General features: G+C 56.7%; 16 protein-coding genes. 11 read left to right on the top strand and 5 right to left on the bottom strand.

Annotated elements, in window-relative coordinates:
• Positions 1-9: 9 nt before the first annotated feature.
• The 3 genes from hslU (at position 10) to rraA (ending at position 3,027) form a co-directional block, all read left to right on the top strand.
• Positions 10-1,341, top strand: a complete 1,332-nt coding sequence (gene hslU, locus ACZ3HG_RS19735) for an HslU--HslV peptidase ATPase subunit (protein ID WP_191935302.1) — start codon at positions 10-12, stop codon at positions 1,339-1,341.
• A gap of 166 nt (positions 1,342-1,507) precedes the next feature.
• Positions 1,508-2,434 (top strand): 1,4-dihydroxy-2-naphthoate polyprenyltransferase, encoded by a 927-nt coding sequence (locus tag ACZ3HG_RS19730; RefSeq protein WP_191935303.1) that lies wholly within the window; start codon positions 1,508-1,510, stop codon positions 2,432-2,434.
• A gap of 107 nt (positions 2,435-2,541) precedes the next feature.
• On the top strand, positions 2,542-3,027 hold the full coding sequence (rraA, locus tag ACZ3HG_RS19725; protein ID WP_062746810.1) for a ribonuclease E activity regulator RraA: 486 nt from the start codon (positions 2,542-2,544) through the stop codon (positions 3,025-3,027).
• A 75-nt stretch (positions 3,028-3,102) separates the two neighbouring features.
• Here the strand turns inward: rraA and zapB are convergent, their stop codons facing one another.
• Positions 3,103-3,342 carry a cell division protein ZapB gene (zapB, locus tag ACZ3HG_RS19720; RefSeq protein ID WP_062746814.1) on the bottom strand — a complete coding sequence of 80 codons (240 nt, stop codon included), beginning with the start codon at positions 3,340-3,342 and terminating at the stop codon, positions 3,103-3,105.
• A gap of 446 nt (positions 3,343-3,788) precedes the next feature.
• Here zapB and ACZ3HG_RS19715 point away from each other — a divergent pair, with 446 nt between their 5' ends.
• The 3 genes from ACZ3HG_RS19715 to glpX all read left to right on the top strand — a co-directional run bounded on the left by ACZ3HG_RS19715 (position 3,789) and on the right by glpX (position 7,288).
• A complete protein-coding gene (locus ACZ3HG_RS19715) occupies positions 3,789-4,631 on the top strand; it encodes an MIP/aquaporin family protein (protein WP_062746816.1) in 843 nt (280 codons plus the stop codon).
• Between the two features lie 33 nt (positions 4,632-4,664).
• On the top strand, positions 4,665-6,179 hold the full coding sequence (gene glpK / locus ACZ3HG_RS19710) for a glycerol kinase GlpK (RefSeq protein WP_062746819.1): 1,515 nt from the start codon (positions 4,665-4,667) through the stop codon (positions 6,177-6,179).
• Between the two features lie 98 nt (positions 6,180-6,277).
• Positions 6,278-7,288, top strand: a complete 1,011-nt coding sequence (gene glpX / locus ACZ3HG_RS19705; RefSeq protein ID WP_465334007.1) for a class II fructose-bisphosphatase — start codon at positions 6,278-6,280, stop codon at positions 7,286-7,288.
• A 75-nt stretch (positions 7,289-7,363) separates the two neighbouring features.
• On the opposite strand, the gene emrD is transcribed toward glpX, so the two are convergent.
• Positions 7,364-8,542 carry a multidrug efflux MFS transporter EmrD gene (gene emrD, locus ACZ3HG_RS19700; protein ID WP_191937084.1) on the bottom strand — a complete coding sequence of 393 codons (1,179 nt, stop codon included), beginning with the start codon at positions 8,540-8,542 and terminating at the stop codon, positions 7,364-7,366.
• Positions 8,543-8,851: 309 nt separating this feature from the next.
• Between emrD and fpr the strand changes: the two genes are divergently transcribed.
• Positions 8,852-9,598 (top strand): ferredoxin--NADP(+) reductase, encoded by a 747-nt coding sequence (fpr, locus tag ACZ3HG_RS19695; RefSeq protein WP_191935305.1) that lies wholly within the window; start codon positions 8,852-8,854, stop codon positions 9,596-9,598.
• Here fpr and ACZ3HG_RS19690 read toward each other — a convergent pair.
• Positions 9,589-10,032, bottom strand: a complete 444-nt coding sequence (locus tag ACZ3HG_RS19690) for a DUF805 domain-containing protein (protein ID WP_465334005.1) — start codon at positions 10,030-10,032, stop codon at positions 9,589-9,591. The genes fpr and ACZ3HG_RS19690 overlap by 10 nt on opposite strands.
• A gap of 90 nt (positions 10,033-10,122) precedes the next feature.
• Here ACZ3HG_RS19690 and ACZ3HG_RS19685 point away from each other — a divergent pair, with 90 nt between their 5' ends.
• Positions 10,123-10,716, top strand: a complete 594-nt coding sequence (locus ACZ3HG_RS19685; RefSeq protein WP_191935307.1) for a YiiQ family protein — start codon at positions 10,123-10,125, stop codon at positions 10,714-10,716.
• A gap of 118 nt (positions 10,717-10,834) precedes the next feature.
• On the top strand, positions 10,835-11,602 hold the full coding sequence (tpiA, locus tag ACZ3HG_RS19680; protein ID WP_062746833.1) for a triose-phosphate isomerase: 768 nt from the start codon (positions 10,835-10,837) through the stop codon (positions 11,600-11,602).
• 32 nt (positions 11,603-11,634) lie between these two features.
• Here tpiA and pdxR read toward each other — a convergent pair whose 3' ends face one another.
• Positions 11,635-13,062, bottom strand: a complete 1,428-nt coding sequence (pdxR, locus tag ACZ3HG_RS19675; RefSeq protein WP_191935308.1) for a MocR-like pyridoxine biosynthesis transcription factor PdxR — start codon at positions 13,060-13,062, stop codon at positions 11,635-11,637.
• Between the two features lie 60 nt (positions 13,063-13,122).
• On the opposite strand from pdxR, the gene ACZ3HG_RS19670 reads away from it, so the two are divergent.
• Both ACZ3HG_RS19670 and mqo read left to right on the top strand, forming a co-directional pair.
• Complete coding sequence (locus ACZ3HG_RS19670; RefSeq protein ID WP_191935309.1) at positions 13,123-13,578, top strand: carboxymuconolactone decarboxylase family protein; 456 nt, start codon at positions 13,123-13,125, stop codon at positions 13,576-13,578.
• Between the two features lie 286 nt (positions 13,579-13,864).
• The gene (mqo, locus tag ACZ3HG_RS19665; protein ID WP_191935310.1) at positions 13,865-15,463 is read left to right on the top strand and encodes a malate dehydrogenase (quinone); all 1,599 of its coding nucleotides are present in this window, start codon (positions 13,865-13,867) and stop codon (positions 15,461-15,463) included.
• 39 nt (positions 15,464-15,502) lie between these two features.
• Here the strand turns inward: mqo and ACZ3HG_RS19660 are convergent, their stop codons facing one another.
• On the bottom strand, positions 15,503-16,090 hold the full coding sequence (locus ACZ3HG_RS19660; protein ID WP_465334001.1) for a LysE family translocator: 588 nt from the start codon (positions 16,088-16,090) through the stop codon (positions 15,503-15,505).
• Positions 16,091-16,163: the final 73 nt, after the last annotated feature.

Here is a 16,163-nt window from a genome sequence, read left to right as displayed (position 1 = left end):
CCCTAATTTATGTCTGCTATGACTCCGCGCGAAATTGTCAGCGAACTGAACAGATTCATTATCGGCCAGGATGGCGCCAAGCGAGCGGTGGCTATTGCCCTGCGTAACCGCTGGCGCCGGATGCAGCTGGACGAAGACCTGCGTCATGAAGTGACGCCAAAGAACATTCTGATGATCGGGCCGACCGGAGTCGGTAAAACCGAGATTGCCCGTCGTCTGGCTAAACTGGCCAACGCGCCGTTCATCAAAGTAGAAGCGACGAAATTCACTGAAGTGGGCTATGTCGGTAAAGAAGTGGATTCGATTATCCGCGATCTGACCGATTCAGCGATTAAAATGGTGCGTTCACAGGCGATTGATAAAAACCGCTATCGCGCCGAAGAGATGGCGGAAGAACGCATTCTTGACGTACTGATCCCCCCGGCAAAAAACAACTGGGGCCAGAATGAAACCGCCGCGGAACCCTCCGCTGCGCGCCAGTCATTCCGCAAAAAGCTGCGTGAAGGCCAGCTGGATGATAAAGAGATCGAAATTGATCTCGCGGCTGTCTCCGGCGGGGTGGAAATCATGTCTCCTCCGGGCATGGAAGAGATGACCAGCCAGCTGCAGTCGATGTTCCAGAACCTCGGCGGTCAGAAACAGAAACCGCGCAAGCTGAAAATCAAAGAAGCGATGAAGCTGCTGGTGGAAGAAGAAGCTGCCAAGCTGGTGAACCCGGAAGAGCTGAAGCAGGAAGCGATTGACGCTGTTGAGCAACACGGCATCGTGTTTATCGATGAGATTGATAAAGTCTGTAAGCGCGGCGAATCCTCCGGCCCGGACGTTTCCCGCGAAGGCGTACAGCGCGATCTGCTGCCGCTGGTTGAAGGTTGTACTGTCTCTACCAAACACGGCATGGTGAAAACAGACCATATTCTGTTTATCGCCTCCGGTGCATTCCAGGTCGCCAGCCCGTCAGATCTGATCCCGGAACTGCAGGGTCGCCTGCCAATCCGCGTTGAGCTGCAGGCGCTGACGACCAACGATTTCGAGCGCATCCTGACGGAGCCAAGTGCGTCAATTACCGTGCAGTATAAAGCGCTAATGAACACCGAAGGCGTTGAGATCAACTTCACCCCGGACGGCATCAGTAAAATCGCCGCCGCTGCCTGGCAGGTCAACGAAACCGCAGAAAATATTGGCGCACGTCGTCTGCACACCGTGCTGGAGCGTCTGATGGAAGAGATCTCCTACGATGCCAGCGACCTGAACGGCCAGTCGATCACCATTGACGCGGAGTATGTGGGCAAACACCTGGATGAACTGGTGGCTGACGAAGATCTTAGCCGCTTTATCCTGTAAATCGCTGTCCATAACGAACAGGAGGCTACGGCCTCCTTTTTTTATGTCCGAACACTATCCTTGACCAGGATTAACACCTGCCACTGAAAAGCGTCCTACCATGGGGCTGATATCGTGCTGGCACCCGCCACACGCGACCTGAAGCGGAACGGAGGCGCCACCTCTTATGGAACATAGCCAACTGGCTTCCCCCCCCTCACTGCCCCGGGCCTGGCTGGACAGTTTGCGCCTTCGCACGCTGCCGCTGGCCTGCGCTTCCGTTATTACTGGCAGCGCGCTGGCGTGGCATCAGGGACATTTTGATCCCGCCATTGCCCTGCTGGCGTTGCTGACCACCATACTGCTGCAGATCCTCTCGAACCTGGCCAATGACTATGGCGATGCGCTAAAAGGCAGCGATACGCCGCAGCGTATTGGCCCGCTGCGTGGCATGCAGAAAGGAGCGATCACGCCGGCACAGATGCGTATTGCCCTGATTCTGACCGTCGGCGTAACGACCGGCTGTGGCCTGTTGCTGATCCTGCGGGCGTGCCAGTCACCCGCCGACATGCTGGGATTCGTGGTAATGGGCGCGCTGGCAATGGTCGCCGCCATCGCCTATACCGTGGGGAAAAAGCCCTACGGCTATCTTGGGCTGGGCGACCTCTCGGTGATGATTTTCTTTGGCTGGCTCGGTGTCATCGGCAGCAGCTACCTGCAGACCCACCAGCTTGATACGTTACTGCTGCTGCCCGCCAGCGGATGCGGCCTGCTGGCCACGGCAGTGCTGAACGTGAATAATTTGCGCGATATTGACAGCGACCGGCAGAACGGTAAGTTCACCCTGGCCGTGCGTCTGGGAGCAACACGAGCGCGGCGTTACCACGCCGGGCTGCTGATGACGGCCCTGGCCTGCTTTGCGCTTTACAGCGGCGTTGCCGGGCTGCGTCTGCCTGGCTGGCTGTTCCTGTTAGCGGCACCTCTCCTCTGGCAGCAGGGGCGTTATATTCTGCGGGAAACCAGCGCACTGGCCATGCGTCCGATGCTGGAAAAAACCGTCAAAACTGCGCTGTTAATCAATGTGCTGTTCGCGGCGGGACTGCTGCTCAGTTAAACGCGATGTGCTTGACCCATCGCAACTTTTAACAATTGATGATTTTGCCAACAGCCCCCTTTAAGCGATATACTTATCTCCCCTGTGGCAAACAGACGAAACCCCCTATGAAATACGATACGTCAGAACTGTGCGACATCTATCATGAAGATGTGAATGTCGTTGAACCGCTTTTCTCAAACTTTGGTGGGCGCACCTCGTTTGGCGGGCAAATCACCACGGTAAAATGTTTCGAGGACAACGGGCTGCTCTATGATTTGCTGGAGGAGAACGGCCGTGGCCGCGTATTACTGGTGGACGGTGGCGGTTCGGTACGCCGTGCGCTGGTCGACGCCGCGCTGGCCAGGATCGCGTTGCAAAACGAGTGGGAAGGCATTGTGGTGTATGGTTCTGTGCGTCAGGTCGACGATCTGGAAGAGCTGGACATCGGTATCCAGGCCATCGCCGCCATTCCTGCGGGTGCCGCGGGTGAAGGCATTGGTGAAAGCGACGTACGGGTGAACTTTGGCGGTGTGACCTTCTTCTCCGGCGACCACCTTTATGCCGATAACACCGGGATGATCCTCTCAGAAGATCCGCTCGACATCGAATAAAAACGAACACCAAAAAAGGGGTGCCTTCGGCACCCGTTTTCTGCTTGCTTCCTGCTTTTTACGCCAGGCGCAGCATTACACCTCTTCCATTTTTCCCAGCAAAGCCCGCAGACGTTCCTGCCAGACGTGCTGTTCTTCCTTCAACTGCTGATTTTCACGTACCAGCGCATCGCTGCTGCCAGCTGCCTGCTGAACCTGCTGGTTCAGATGACCGTTTTGTTCTTTAAGCTCTTCGATTTCCATCTGCAACAGCGTGATGGTATCAATCGCCTGCTGCACTTTTGCTTCCAGTTTCTCGAATACTTCAAATGACATGTCTGTAACCTCTCCTAATCGCAGCGCGTTGATGATGCTAGCCGCAGGGGTGAGGAATGAACCGGCATTCCGCGGATAACAACGATGCTTCGATTGTAAGTAGAGCGACCGCTCAAGTCCAGCAACGAACCTTTACAGGGCGCAGTCTGTAACAATTTTCAGTCTATACCTGGTTTAAGTAACATCTGAAGGGGCAGCTTGTAAGGTGCGGGTTAAAAAATTGCACATTTCACACGCGATTAAACGCGCATCAGGTGATTTTCGGAAAGCAAAAACACGCGAAAACGCTCATTTTTATGACACAGAACACAAATATTGAGTTCGCTATTTCTCGTTTATGCTCGTTAACGATAAATTCACATCAGCCCTACATAAGATTGGGCTGGTTCACGGATGAAACAAAACTAAGACCGTTGACAATTAACCTCGCCTTCAGGAATTTCATCATGAGTCATGCTACAAGCACGCTTAAAGGGCAGTGCATCGCCGAGTTTCTCGGCACTGCCACGATCATCTTTTTTGGTGCTGGCTGTGTCGCCGCCATGAAAGTCGCCGGAGCCAGCTTCGGCCTGTGGGAAATCAGCATCGTCTGGGGCCTTGCCGTGGCGATGGCCGTGTATCTCACCGCCGGTATTTCCGGGGCACACCTTAATCCCGCCGTCAGCGTTGCACTCTGGCTGTTTGCCAACTTCGAAGGCCGTAAGGTACTGCCTTACGCCATCGCCCAGGTTGCTGGCGCATTCTGCTCCGCTGCACTGGTTTATGGCCTGTACCATAACCTTTTCCTCGACTACGAACAGACACATCATATGGTGCGCGGCAGTGTTGAAAGCCTCGACCTTGCAGGTATCTTCTCGACCTACCCTAACCCCCATATCGGCGTAGGCCAGGCATTCCTTGTCGAAATGGTGATCACCGCGATCATGATGGCGCTGATTATGGCCCTGACCGATGACGGTAACGGCCTGCCGCGTGGCCCGATGGCCCCGCTGCTGATCGGTTTCCTGATCGCAATCATTGGTGCTGCAATGGGCCCGCTGACCGGCTTCGCCCTTAACCCGGCGCGTGATTTCGGACCAAAACTATTCGCCTGGCTGGCTGGCTGGGGTAATGTTGCCTTCACCGGTGCCCGCGATATTCCTTACTTCCTTGTTCCGATTTTTGGCCCGCTGGTCGGTGCAAGCCTCGGCGCCTTTGGCTACCGTGTCCTGATTGCCAACAACCTTCCCGGCAAGGTTGTGGAGAAACAGGAAAAATCAGCACCGCGTGCCGCACAGCGTAAAGCGTAACTCCTGCTCACTGTTTATTATCAGGAATTGATTATGACCGTAGAAAAAAAATATATCGTCGCTCTCGACCAGGGAACCACCAGCTCCCGCGCCGTGATTCTGGATCATGACTCCAACATCGTCGCGGTGTCGCAGCGTGAGTTCCAGCAAATTTATCCGAAAGCTGGCTGGGTTGAGCATGACCCAATGGATATCTGGGCGTCGCAAAGCTCCACCCTGGTCGAAGTGCTGGCCCATGCGGATATCAACTCTGACGAGATTGCCGCCATTGGTATCACTAACCAGCGTGAAACCACCATTGTCTGGGATAAAGAGACCGGTAAGCCGATTTATAACGCCATTGTCTGGCAGGATCCGCGCACCGCTGACTACTGCGCCAAACTGAAAAGAGAAGGCCTGGAAGAGTATATCCGCCACACAACCGGGCTGGTGATTAACCCGTACTTCTCCGGTACCAAAGTGAAATGGATCCTCGACCATGTTGAAGGCTCTCGTGAACGCGCGCGCCGTGGTGAGCTGCTGTTCGGTACCGTCGACTCCTGGCTGGTGTGGAAGATGACGCAGGGACGGGTTCACATTACCGATTACACCAACGCCTCACGCACCATGATGTTTAACATTCATAAACTCGAGTGGGATCAGCGCATGCTGGAGATCCTCGATATCCCGCGTGAAATGTTGCCTGAAGTGAAGTCGTCTTCTGAGGTGTATGGCCAGACCAACATTGGTGGTAAAGGTGGCACACGTATTCCGATCGCCGGTATTGCCGGTGACCAGCAGGCAGCCCTGTATGGTCAGCTCTGCGTCCAGCCGGGAATGGCGAAGAACACCTACGGCACTGGCTGCTTCATGCTGATGAACACTGGTACCGAAGCCGTTACCTCCACGCACGGCCTGCTGACCACCATTGCCTGCGGACCGCGCGGTGAAGTGAACTATGCGCTGGAAGGCGCGGTGTTTATCGGCGGCGCATCGATCCAGTGGCTGCGTGACGAAATGAAGCTGATCAACGACTCTACGGATTCTGAGTACTTCGCGACTAAAGTGAAAGACACCAACGGTGTCTATATGGTACCGGCGTTTACCGGTCTGGGCGCACCATACTGGGATCCGTATGCCCGCGGGGCCATCTTTGGCCTGACCCGTGGTGCCAATGCCAACCACATCATTCGCGCCACCCTGGAGTCCATCGCCTATCAGACGCGTGACGTGCTGGAAGCGATGCAGAACGACGCCAACACCCGCCTTCAGTCGCTGCGCGTGGACGGCGGTGCGGTAGCCAACAACTTCCTGATGCAGTTCCAGTCCGACATTCTGGGCGCACGCGTTGAGCGTCCTGAAGTCCGTGAGGTGACCGCACTGGGTTCCGCTTACCTGGCGGGCCTGGCGGTAGGCTTCTGGAAAGATCTGGATGAAGTCCGTGCCAAGTCGGTGATTGAGCGTGAATTCCGTCCAAGCATCGAAACCACCCAGCGTAATGTGCTGTACGCTGGCTGGAAGAAAGCGGTTGCCCGTGCGCAGGCATGGGAAGAGGCTGACGACAAGTAACAGTCCCCAACCCGTGGTCGCCTGACCACGGGTATCTCCCTTCCCCCCTCCGCTCCCTGTGATAAACTTCCCGCCTCATTACTTTCCCGAGGCATGTCATGAAACGAGAACTGGCGATTGAATTTTCCCGCGTAACCGAAGCGGCGGCACTGGCTGGCTATAAGTGGCTGGGGCGCGGCGATAAGAATGCCGCAGACGGCGCGGCCGTACACTCCATGCGCATTATGCTTAACAAAGTGGATATTGACGGTCAGATCGTGATTGGCGAAGGGGAAATTGATGAAGCGCCGATGCTGTATATCGGTGAGAAAGTCGGCACGGGTAACGGTGATGCCGTAGATATTGCTGTCGATCCCATCGAAGGAACCCGCATGACGGCACTGGGCCAGGCCAATGCGCTGGCGGTGATGGCGGTGGGGGATAAAGGCACCTTCCTCAACGCCCCGGATATGTACATGGAAAAACTGGTGGTGGGGCCGGGTGCCAAAGGCACTATCGACCTCAACCTGCCGCTGGAAGAGAACCTGGTCCGGGTGGCCGCTGCCCTCAACAAGCCCCTGACGGCGCTGACGGTGACGCTGCTGGCGAAGCCGCGCCACGATGCAGTGATTGCCAGCCTGCAACAGCTTGGGGTGCGCGTCTTCACCTTCCCGGACGGCGATGTGGCCGCCTCGATCCTCACCTGCATGCCGGACAGCGAAGTGGACGTAATGTACGGTACCGGCGGAGCACCAGAAGGCGTGGTGTCAGCGGCGGTGATCCGGGCACTGGATGGTGATATGCAGGCCCGCCTGCTGGCACGCCACGAGGTAAAAGGGGATACGCCGGACAATCGTCGTCTGGGTGAAGAGGAGCTGGCGCGCTGCCGGGCAATGGGGATTGAAGCGGGCCAGGTCCTGACGCTGGAGCAGATGGCGCGGAACGACAACGTCGTCTTCTCTGCCACCGGCATCACCAGCGGCGATCTGTTAAAGGGCATCACCCGCCAGGGCAATATGGCCACGACTGAAACTCTGCTGATCCGGGGAAAATCGCGCACTATTCGCCGTATTCAGTCCATTCACTACCTGGACCTGAAAGACCCGAACCTGCATCAGTATATTTTATAACCGCCCGTGGCAGGGCGGGCAGAAAAAAGGCATCACCTGCCGGACCGAATGGCGACCCTGCAGGCGATGCACGGTTTATACCGCGTGTGCCTGCGGTCGCTTCGAGAGCGGCAGCCAGCACAGCAGGATCAGCAGCGCGGTGGCAAACATCAGCATCCCGAGGCTGAACTGTCCGGTCTGCGGCAGGAGGGCTGACAGCCAGGCAATCAGTCCGGAACCCAGATTCTGTAAGCCCCCCACCAGGGCCCCGGCGGTGCCCGCCATATAGGGCCAGGGCTCCATTGCGCCCGTGGTCGCCAGCGGAAACAGCATGCCAGCCCCAAAGAAAAACAGCGAGGCAGGCACTATCAGCGTCCACAGGTTCATCACCCCCAGCCAGCCGGGGATCCACATCATGACGCCCGCCAGCAGGCAGCTGTTCACTGCGTACCACATCACGGTGGTAAAAGGTTTCTCACTGCGCCCGGCAAACCAGGCCCCGAAGAAGGCTGCAGGCAGAGGCAGAATGAACAGCACGCTGACCGCCAAGCTGCTGTAGCCGAGCACGCCCCCCATCAGCACGCCGCAGCTGGCCTCAAATACGGCAATGCCAGCCAGTGCCCCTATGAGGATCACCAGATAACGGATAAAACTGCTATCGGCCAGCAGGGGACGATAGCGGGAAAAGAACGGCCGCTTCTGTTGGCCCGCTGGCCGGGTTTCGGGCAGCCAGCGCAGCATCGCTGCCGTAACTGCCAGGCACAGCAGCAGTAAAAAGGCGAAACAGGCCTGCCAGCCAAACAGGTGGGTCAGCCCCGCCCCGATCAGAGGGGCGATCAGCGGGCTGATCAGTATGCCCATATTGAGCAGGCTGTTGGCGTAGCGCAGCGCACTGCCGGCATACAGGTCACGGGGCATGGTTCGGGCCATCACGCCGGCGACGCCGGTTCCCATCCCCTGAATAGCGGCCCCCAGCACCAGGCCGTTCAGGCTGACCGCAAAGAGTGCGGTCAGCGATCCGATGATAAATACCGCCATCCCCATCAGGATCACCGGGCGACGGCCGATGCTGTCCGACAGCGGACCGTAAAACAGCTGCGACGCGCCATAGGTCATCAGATAGGCGGCCATCACCCGCTGCACCGCCCCATCACGGACATGGAAGACCTCCGCGATAGCCGACATCGCCGGAACATAAATAGTCTGGGCCATCTGACCCACCGCCAGCAGGGCAATCAGCATCACCAGCAGGTGGCCGTTCTCAATCTTTTTCATCGACTCACATCAGTATAAAGTGCGAAGAATTTCGCGCAGTTAAGAAGATTTGCCAGCCAGGCCGGCATTATGGCGGTGAAAATATCAGGATTACGTGGCAAAGCGAGAGGCCGCAGTGAAATAACCCGTGCTTCACTGTCAGCAAATACGGGCGATACTGTAAAACATTTTTTACGCTACGTTTAAATAGTGCGCATACTTTGTCGATATGAGCTCTGACCTGCTCCCATGACTGGAAAAAAGTCCATTGGGTAAGGAAGATAGCCACAGAGACGCGAATACTGTTGCAAGTGAAGAAAGGAGAGTTTTATGGCCGTATGGGTCAATGCCCGTGTTAAACAGGTTACCGACTGGACCGACGCCCTGTTCAGTCTGACGGTGACGGCCCCTGTCGATCCCTTCACAGCCGGGCAATATGCCAAACTGGCGCTGGAAATTGACGGCGAACGTGTCGTACGCGCCTATTCCTTTGTAAACGCGCCCAGCAATGAAAATCTGGAGTTCTACCTGGTTACCGTACCGGAGGGGAAACTCAGCCCGAGACTGCACGCGCTGAAACCCGGCGATGAGGTGATGATCACCCAGGATGCCCAGGGTTTCTTTGTCATTGATGAGGTTCCCCAGTGTGAAACCCTGTGGATGCTGGCAACCGGCACCGCCATTGGCCCATATCTGTCCATTCTGCAGGAAGGCAAAGGGCTGGATCGCTTTGATAATATCGTTCTGGTTCATGCCGCGCGTTATGCACAGGACCTGAGCTACCTGCCGCTGATGCAGGCGTTGCAGCAGCGCTACAGCGGGAAATTACAGATCCAGACAGTCGTCAGCCGTGAAGAGAGCCCCGGCTCGCTCACCGGCAGAGTACCCGCGCTGATTGAGAGCGGTGAACTGGAAGCGGCAACCGGATTAACGATGGATGCGGATAGCAGCCATGTGATGCTGTGCGGCAACCCGCAAATGGTGCGTGATACCCAGCAGGTGCTTAAGGAGAGCCGGGGAATGCGTAAGCATCTGAAACGCAAACCCGGACATATGACCAGTGAACATTACTGGTAGTCAGAGGCACGGCGACGCAGAAAAACAACCGGCTGCGTCGCTTTGCCATAACGGTTATCCCCCGCCGTTCCGGTAAAGCCCCCCAGCTCGACCACCATGCTCACCAGAATCAGCGTAGGAATAAAACGCCCCACGACCCACTGCAGATCCCCGGGCAGCATCGCCCAGTGTCCCGCCATCAGCATCCAGGCCAGAATAAACAGCAGCGCCCACTGGCCGCCTTTGTTGCGGTCATGCAGCCGCTTGACCAGAACCGCACTCGCAGGCCACAGCAGGGCCACGACGCAGAAGGCTGCCGTCTGGGTATCCAGCCAGCCGTTGCCCGCCAGAGTGAACATCAGAACCAGCATTAAAATCCAGGCGGCCTGCCAGATCCAAAAATCCCGCCGACCCAAACGGCCACGAAAAGAGAAACACCATTGCTGTAACGTCATTATTTTTATCTCAGAGTCCGGGTGCCCTTTGACTTTGCGGGCCATTGTCCGTTTAATCTTGGGCTGAGTTTACAGGTTAGGGCCATTGATATGAAGAACGCGATTTGGGCAGGGATGGCACTGCTATCCGCCATCATTTTCCCTGCGGCACACGCCAGTCCCGATCCACAAAACCGTACAGAGCATCTTCCTGCCGCTCCCTATCTGCAGGCAGGCGCCCCGACCTTTGATATGACTATCGGCCAGTTTCGCGAAAAGTATAATGCTGCCAATACAACGTTACCGTTAAGTGAATATCGCGCCATTGACAGTCGTGATGATAAAAGCAATCTGACGCGTGCCGCCAGCAAGATCAACGAAAATCTTTATTCGTCGACCGCACTGGAACAGGGAACAGGAAAAATCAAAACCTTGCAGATTACCTGGCTTCCTATCCCCGGCCCTGAACAGAAACCGTCACGCGACAAAGCGGTGGCGTATATTGCCGCACTCATCCGCTTCTTTGAACCGATGCTCAGTGACGAACAGAGTACGAAACGTGCAGAAGAACTGCTGGAAAAAGGTAAGGGGTCGCGCTTTTATCAGCAGACAGAAGGAGCATTGCGCTACATCGTGGCCGATAACGGCGATAAAGGATTAACATTTGCTGTGGAACCGCTGAAACTGGCGTTAAGCAATCCCTGAGAAGACAGATCCAAAGGATGACGAAAAGCAAAGCCTTTCCGGTGTTTGATCTCTATACTGTCTGGCAGACAATGCTGCCTGCTGGCAGCTTTAATACTCTCTAAGCGTGGAGGATACAATGCGACATCCATTAGTTATGGGTAACTGGAAACTGAACGGCAACAAGCACATGGTCAACGAACTGATCGCCGGTCTGCGTACCGAGTTGAGCGGTGTTGATGGGTGTGGTGTGGCGATTGCGCCGCCTGTGATGTATCTGGATCAGGCTAAACATGCCATTTCCGGTAGCCATATCGCACTGGGTGCGCAGAATGTCGACGTGAACCTGTCTGGTGCCTTCACCGGTGAAGTGTCTGCTGACATGCTGAAAGATCTGGGCGCACAGTACATCATCATTGGTCACTCTGAGCGCCGTACTTACCACGCTGAAAGCGATGAGCTGATCGCGAAGAAATTTGCCGTGCTGAAAGCAGCGGGTCTGATCCCTGTGCTGTGCATCGGTGAAACCGAAGCGGAAAACGAAGCAGGTAAAACGGAAGAAGTGTGCGCTCGCCAGATCGACGCTGTGCTGAATACCCAGGGCGCTGATGCCTTCAACGGTGTTGTCGTGGCGTACGAACCGGTATGGGCCATCGGTACCGGCAAATCTGCCACTCCGGCTCAGGCTCAGGCCGTTCACAAATTCATTCGTGACCACATTGCCAGGAAAGATGCGACGGTAGCCGCTCAGGTTATCATCCAGTACGGCGGTTCGGTGAACGATAAGAATGCTGCAGAGCTGTTTGCCCAGCCGGATATCGACGGTGCCCTGGTGGGCGGCGCATCACTGAAAGCGGATGCTTTCGCCGTGATCGTTAAAGCTGCTGCCGCAGCGAAAAAAGCCTGATGATCGCCTCCTGCCCCTCCCCGGGGCAGGATTTAACCGAACGCATCCACTAAGGCTTTTAGCCGCTGCGCACTTCCGTTAAACCCCTCCCGTGGCAACGTCGTCACACTCAGTACCAGCCCCCGACGTCCGTTATCCTGATACCACACTGAAAGCGGTGTCGGTGCCATACCATACGCCAGCGCTTCATGGGCGATACGCGTATCCTGGCTGCCTGCCGGAAGCTCGATGATCACAGCCAGTGCAGCACGGGATGCCTGCGGGAAATAGGGTGTGAGGGCTTCTAAAAGCGCCAGCAGCCGCTCGTTGTAAAGCCGTTTCATACGGCGGAGATGACGCATAAAATGGCCTTCATGGAGAAATTCCGCCACCGCATTATGCAGCACGAAGGACGAGGCTGGGGCAAGCAGCGCGGCCGCCTCACCAAAATGTGCCGCCCGATCCGCCGGTACCACCAGATACCCCAGACGCAGGGAGGGTGTCAGGGTTTTACTGAAAGTGCCGATGTGCAGCACGCGACCGCTATCCAGCGCGGCCAGCGCGGGTGCCGCCCGCCCTTCAAGCTGCAGTTCGCCCAGGTAATCATCCTCAATGATCCAGCTGCCCTGTCGCTTCGCCCACGCCAGCAGGGCTGCACGCCGCGCCAGCGACAGCGTCATGCCCAGCGGAGCCTGCTGACCGGGCGTCACAAGCACGGCCGCGGCCTCTGCTGCAAGGCGTATCCCCTGCTCCACACACAGCCCCTGCTCATCGACCGGGACGGGGATCGGTTCCACGCCAGCCAGCGTCAGGGCCTTACGTGCCAGCAGATACCCCGGATCTTCCATCCATACTCGCTGGCCGTGTAAACCGAGCGCCAGGCAGATCAGCCCCAGCGCTCCGGCATAACCGTTAGTGAGGATCACCTGTGAGGCCTGGCAACGGAGACCGCGCGCCATCGACAGATAGCTGACCAACTGCTGGCGCAGCGCCAGGCTGCCGCGTGGATCGGCATAGCCCACGGGGTTACTGACCATCTCCCGGGCGTGGCGCGTCAGAATGCGCGACCAGACTTTTGCCGGAAAAGCATCGCTGGCAGGCACCCCCATCTGGAAGGTCAGCGGTGGACGATCGAAGGCGTGAATAATGGCCGCCAGCGGGGCTACAACGGCCGTCTCCGACAGCTGGCGATCGTCCTGTGGCCGCGCCACCTCACTGACCCAGGTCCCCGCAGCGCCTCTGGCCACCAACCGCTGGCTGTCCACCAACATGTCGTAGGCCACCCTTACCGTGCCGCGCGCCACGCCGAGCTGGGCGGCCAGGTCACGGCAGGAAGGCACCCGTGCACCAGGTTGCAGGCGACCTTCGTCAATCGCCTGGGATATCCCCTCGCGTATCTGTTCACTCAGCGAGCGGCCGGTATCACGCCGCAACAGAATCCCGGGAACCGATGGACCAATGTTTTTGTGAATTCCTGGCACTTTCTGCAGCCCATAAAACGAAGGAAAATAACGTCCAACCCCCGATAAAAGGATAAGACAATGAGCGAACGTATCGACTTTTACTCTGCTTCACCGGCAGGTATGAAAGCGCTGGCAGGCGTTGGGAGCTTTGTAGCCAAAAGCGGTCTGCCGCATGATGTCGTCGAGTTAGCCTTTCTGCGCGTCTCACAGATTAACGGCTGTGCCTACTGTATCGATATGCATACGAAAGCGTTACACAAAGCTGGCCTGCCGTGGGACAAAATTGTGCTCACTCAGGTCTGGCGTGAAGCCGGTCAGTGGTTCAGCCCCCGGGAACGGGCCGCGCTTGCCTGGGCCGAATCGCTAACGCTGATCGCCCAGACCAATGCCCCCGATGAGGTTTTCGCACAGGTGCAAGCAGAATTTAACGACGCCGCGGTAACGGACCTGACCATTGCCATCGGATTGATGAATGCTTACAACCGACTGGCCATCGGCCTGCGCAAGTTACCTGACAGCGCCCCACGAGATTAATTCTTACTGTTCAGAGAGTTACCCCTCTTCCTCCGCTGTCATCTTCCCTGCCCTCACGGGCCGTTCAACGGCCCGTATAAATGTTACTTATTTTATAAGACCTATCATTCTTATTTTTAATCTTTAAACACTTTTTTAATTACCCCGTAACAATGCTATATTTTCCAACGCTTTTGAACAGCAATTAAACACATTCTGTTGGTGTGGTTTTTTACTGTCAGCAATCCTTATCAGGGCAAAGCAGTCAGACGGGGAACAGAAATTCTGCCCTGCCTCTCTACTTAACATGTTGATTTCCTTTATCACACGGAGATGTTGTCTCATGCGTAAAATGGCAGTAGAGAAGCACGTCGATGTCTTACTGATCGGGGGGGGCGTGATGAGTGCCACGCTCGGCACCTACCTGCAGGAGCTGGAGCCAGACTGGCGTATCGGCATGGTAGAACGTCTGGATGGTGTGGCAGAAGAGAGTTCCAACGGCTGGAATAACGCCGGTACGGGTCACTCAGCGCTGATGGAGCTGAACTATACGCCGGAGAACGCCGACGGTTCTGTCGATATTAAGAAAGCAGTGGAAATCAACGAAGCGTTTCAGATCTCCCGTCGTTTCTGGGCCCACCAGGTACAGCGTAACGTCCTGCGCAATCCGCGCAGTTTTGTCACCAGCGTATCGCATATGAGTTTCGTCTGGGGTGAGGACAACGTTAATTTCCTGAAGAAACGGTTTACCGCCCTGCAGCAAAGCACCCTGTTCCGCGGCATGGAGTTTTCAGAAGACCCGGCGCAGGTCAGAGAATGGGTGCCACTGGTGATGGAAGGGCGTGACAACACGCAGAAAGTGGCGGCCACCCGCATTCCTACCGGTACCGATGTCAATTTTGGTGAGATCACCCGCCAGCTGGTCGCCTCCCTCGAAAAAAGCCCCAATTTTGAGCGCCAGAGCCGACACGAAGTACGGACCATCAGGCGCAACGACGACGGCACCTGGAGCATTACCGTCACCGACCTGAAAAATAACGATGAAAAAACCATCATCAGGGCGAAATACGTGTTTATCGGTGCCGGTGGGGCGGCGCTGACGCTGTTGCAGGCGTCCGGCATCCCGGAAGCAAAAAATTATGCCGGCTTCCCGGTCGGGGGCGAATTCCTGGTTACCGATAACCCGGAGGTCGTGCAGCGCCATCACGCGAAGGTGTACGGCAAAGCGTCCGTGGGCGCACCGCCGATGTCGGTGCCGCACCTGGATTCCCGCACGCTGGACGGCAAACAGGTGCTGCTGTTCGGGCCGTTTGCCACCTTCTCGACCAAGTTCCTCAAGCAGGGCTCGCTGTGGGATATGTTCGGCTCCATCACGCCGTCGAATTTGATGCCGATGGTCCGTGTAGGCCTCGACAACTTCGACCTGGTGAAGTATCTGGTGGGCCAGGTAATGCTGAATGAAGATGACCGCATGAATGCTGTACGTGAATACTTCCCGGAAGCCAAAAAAGGCGACTGGCGGCGGGTGAAAGCCGGACAGCGGGTGCAGATTATTCAGAAGGATGCCGATAAAGGCGGCGTACTGAAGTTGGGTACCGAAGTGGTCACCTCGCAGGACGGCACCATCTCTGCCCTGCTGGGTGCCTCACCCGGCGCCTCTACCGCCGCGCCGATTATGCTCGATCTGATGAGCAAAGTGTTCAGGCAGCAGATGCAGTCCCCTGAATGGCAGAGCAAGCTGAAGGCGATCATACCGTTCTATGGCCAGCGGCTAAACGGCAACGTTGCAGCGACCGAGCGTGAGCTGGCTGAAACCAGCCGGATACTGCAGCTGGATTATGCCCCCATGAACCCGGCTGCCAATGACGAACCCGTCGCTGTGGTGGATTCCGTGGTCGGGAAATAAGTCCCCGGGCCGATTGCACGTTGCGATCGGCCCTGCGTTTTATGCCACCTGAAACGCTTCCACCAGCATCCACAGCGTCGTAGCCAGCAGTGATAACGCCATCAGGGTGTTAAATAGCTGGAGTTTCCACGCCACCTGTAAATGTTTCCCCAGCCGATCGCCCATCATTGCCCAGATCAGGATGCAGGGCAGATTCAGCACCATAAAACTCAGCATCACCGTGAGGATTGTGCTGTTCACCGTGTACATCAGCGCGACGTTGATCGCCATCAGCCAGGCTTTCGGATTCACCGCCTGGAAGAGTGCGCCGCCGATCATCGTCATCGGCCGCGCTTTCTCACGCAGCTGCGGCGCACCGGAGCGGAAGATTTTCCACGACAGCCACAGCAGATAGGTACAGCCCAGCAGAGTCAGCGGAAGACGCATCGCCCCCATCCACTGCAGCAGCAGTTCAAGCATGACCCCCGCCAGCACCGTCTGTAAGCCACACCCGATCAGGATGCCGCTGACCATCGGCAGCGTGCGGCGGATGCCAAAATTAACCCCGGAGGTCGCCAGCATGAGATTGTTCGGGCCAGGGGTAATCGACATCACGGTCACATAGCTGATAAAAGAGGGATCAAGCATGATTTTTGTCCTGCATTTCAAGTGAGGCCCTCAGTGTAATCAGACCTCCCCAATGGTAACAGATGCAGAAACG

Source organism: Erwinia sp. PME.40.26/001 (genome assembly GCF_055556675.1).
This window is presented reverse-complemented; position numbering and strand designations above follow the sequence as displayed.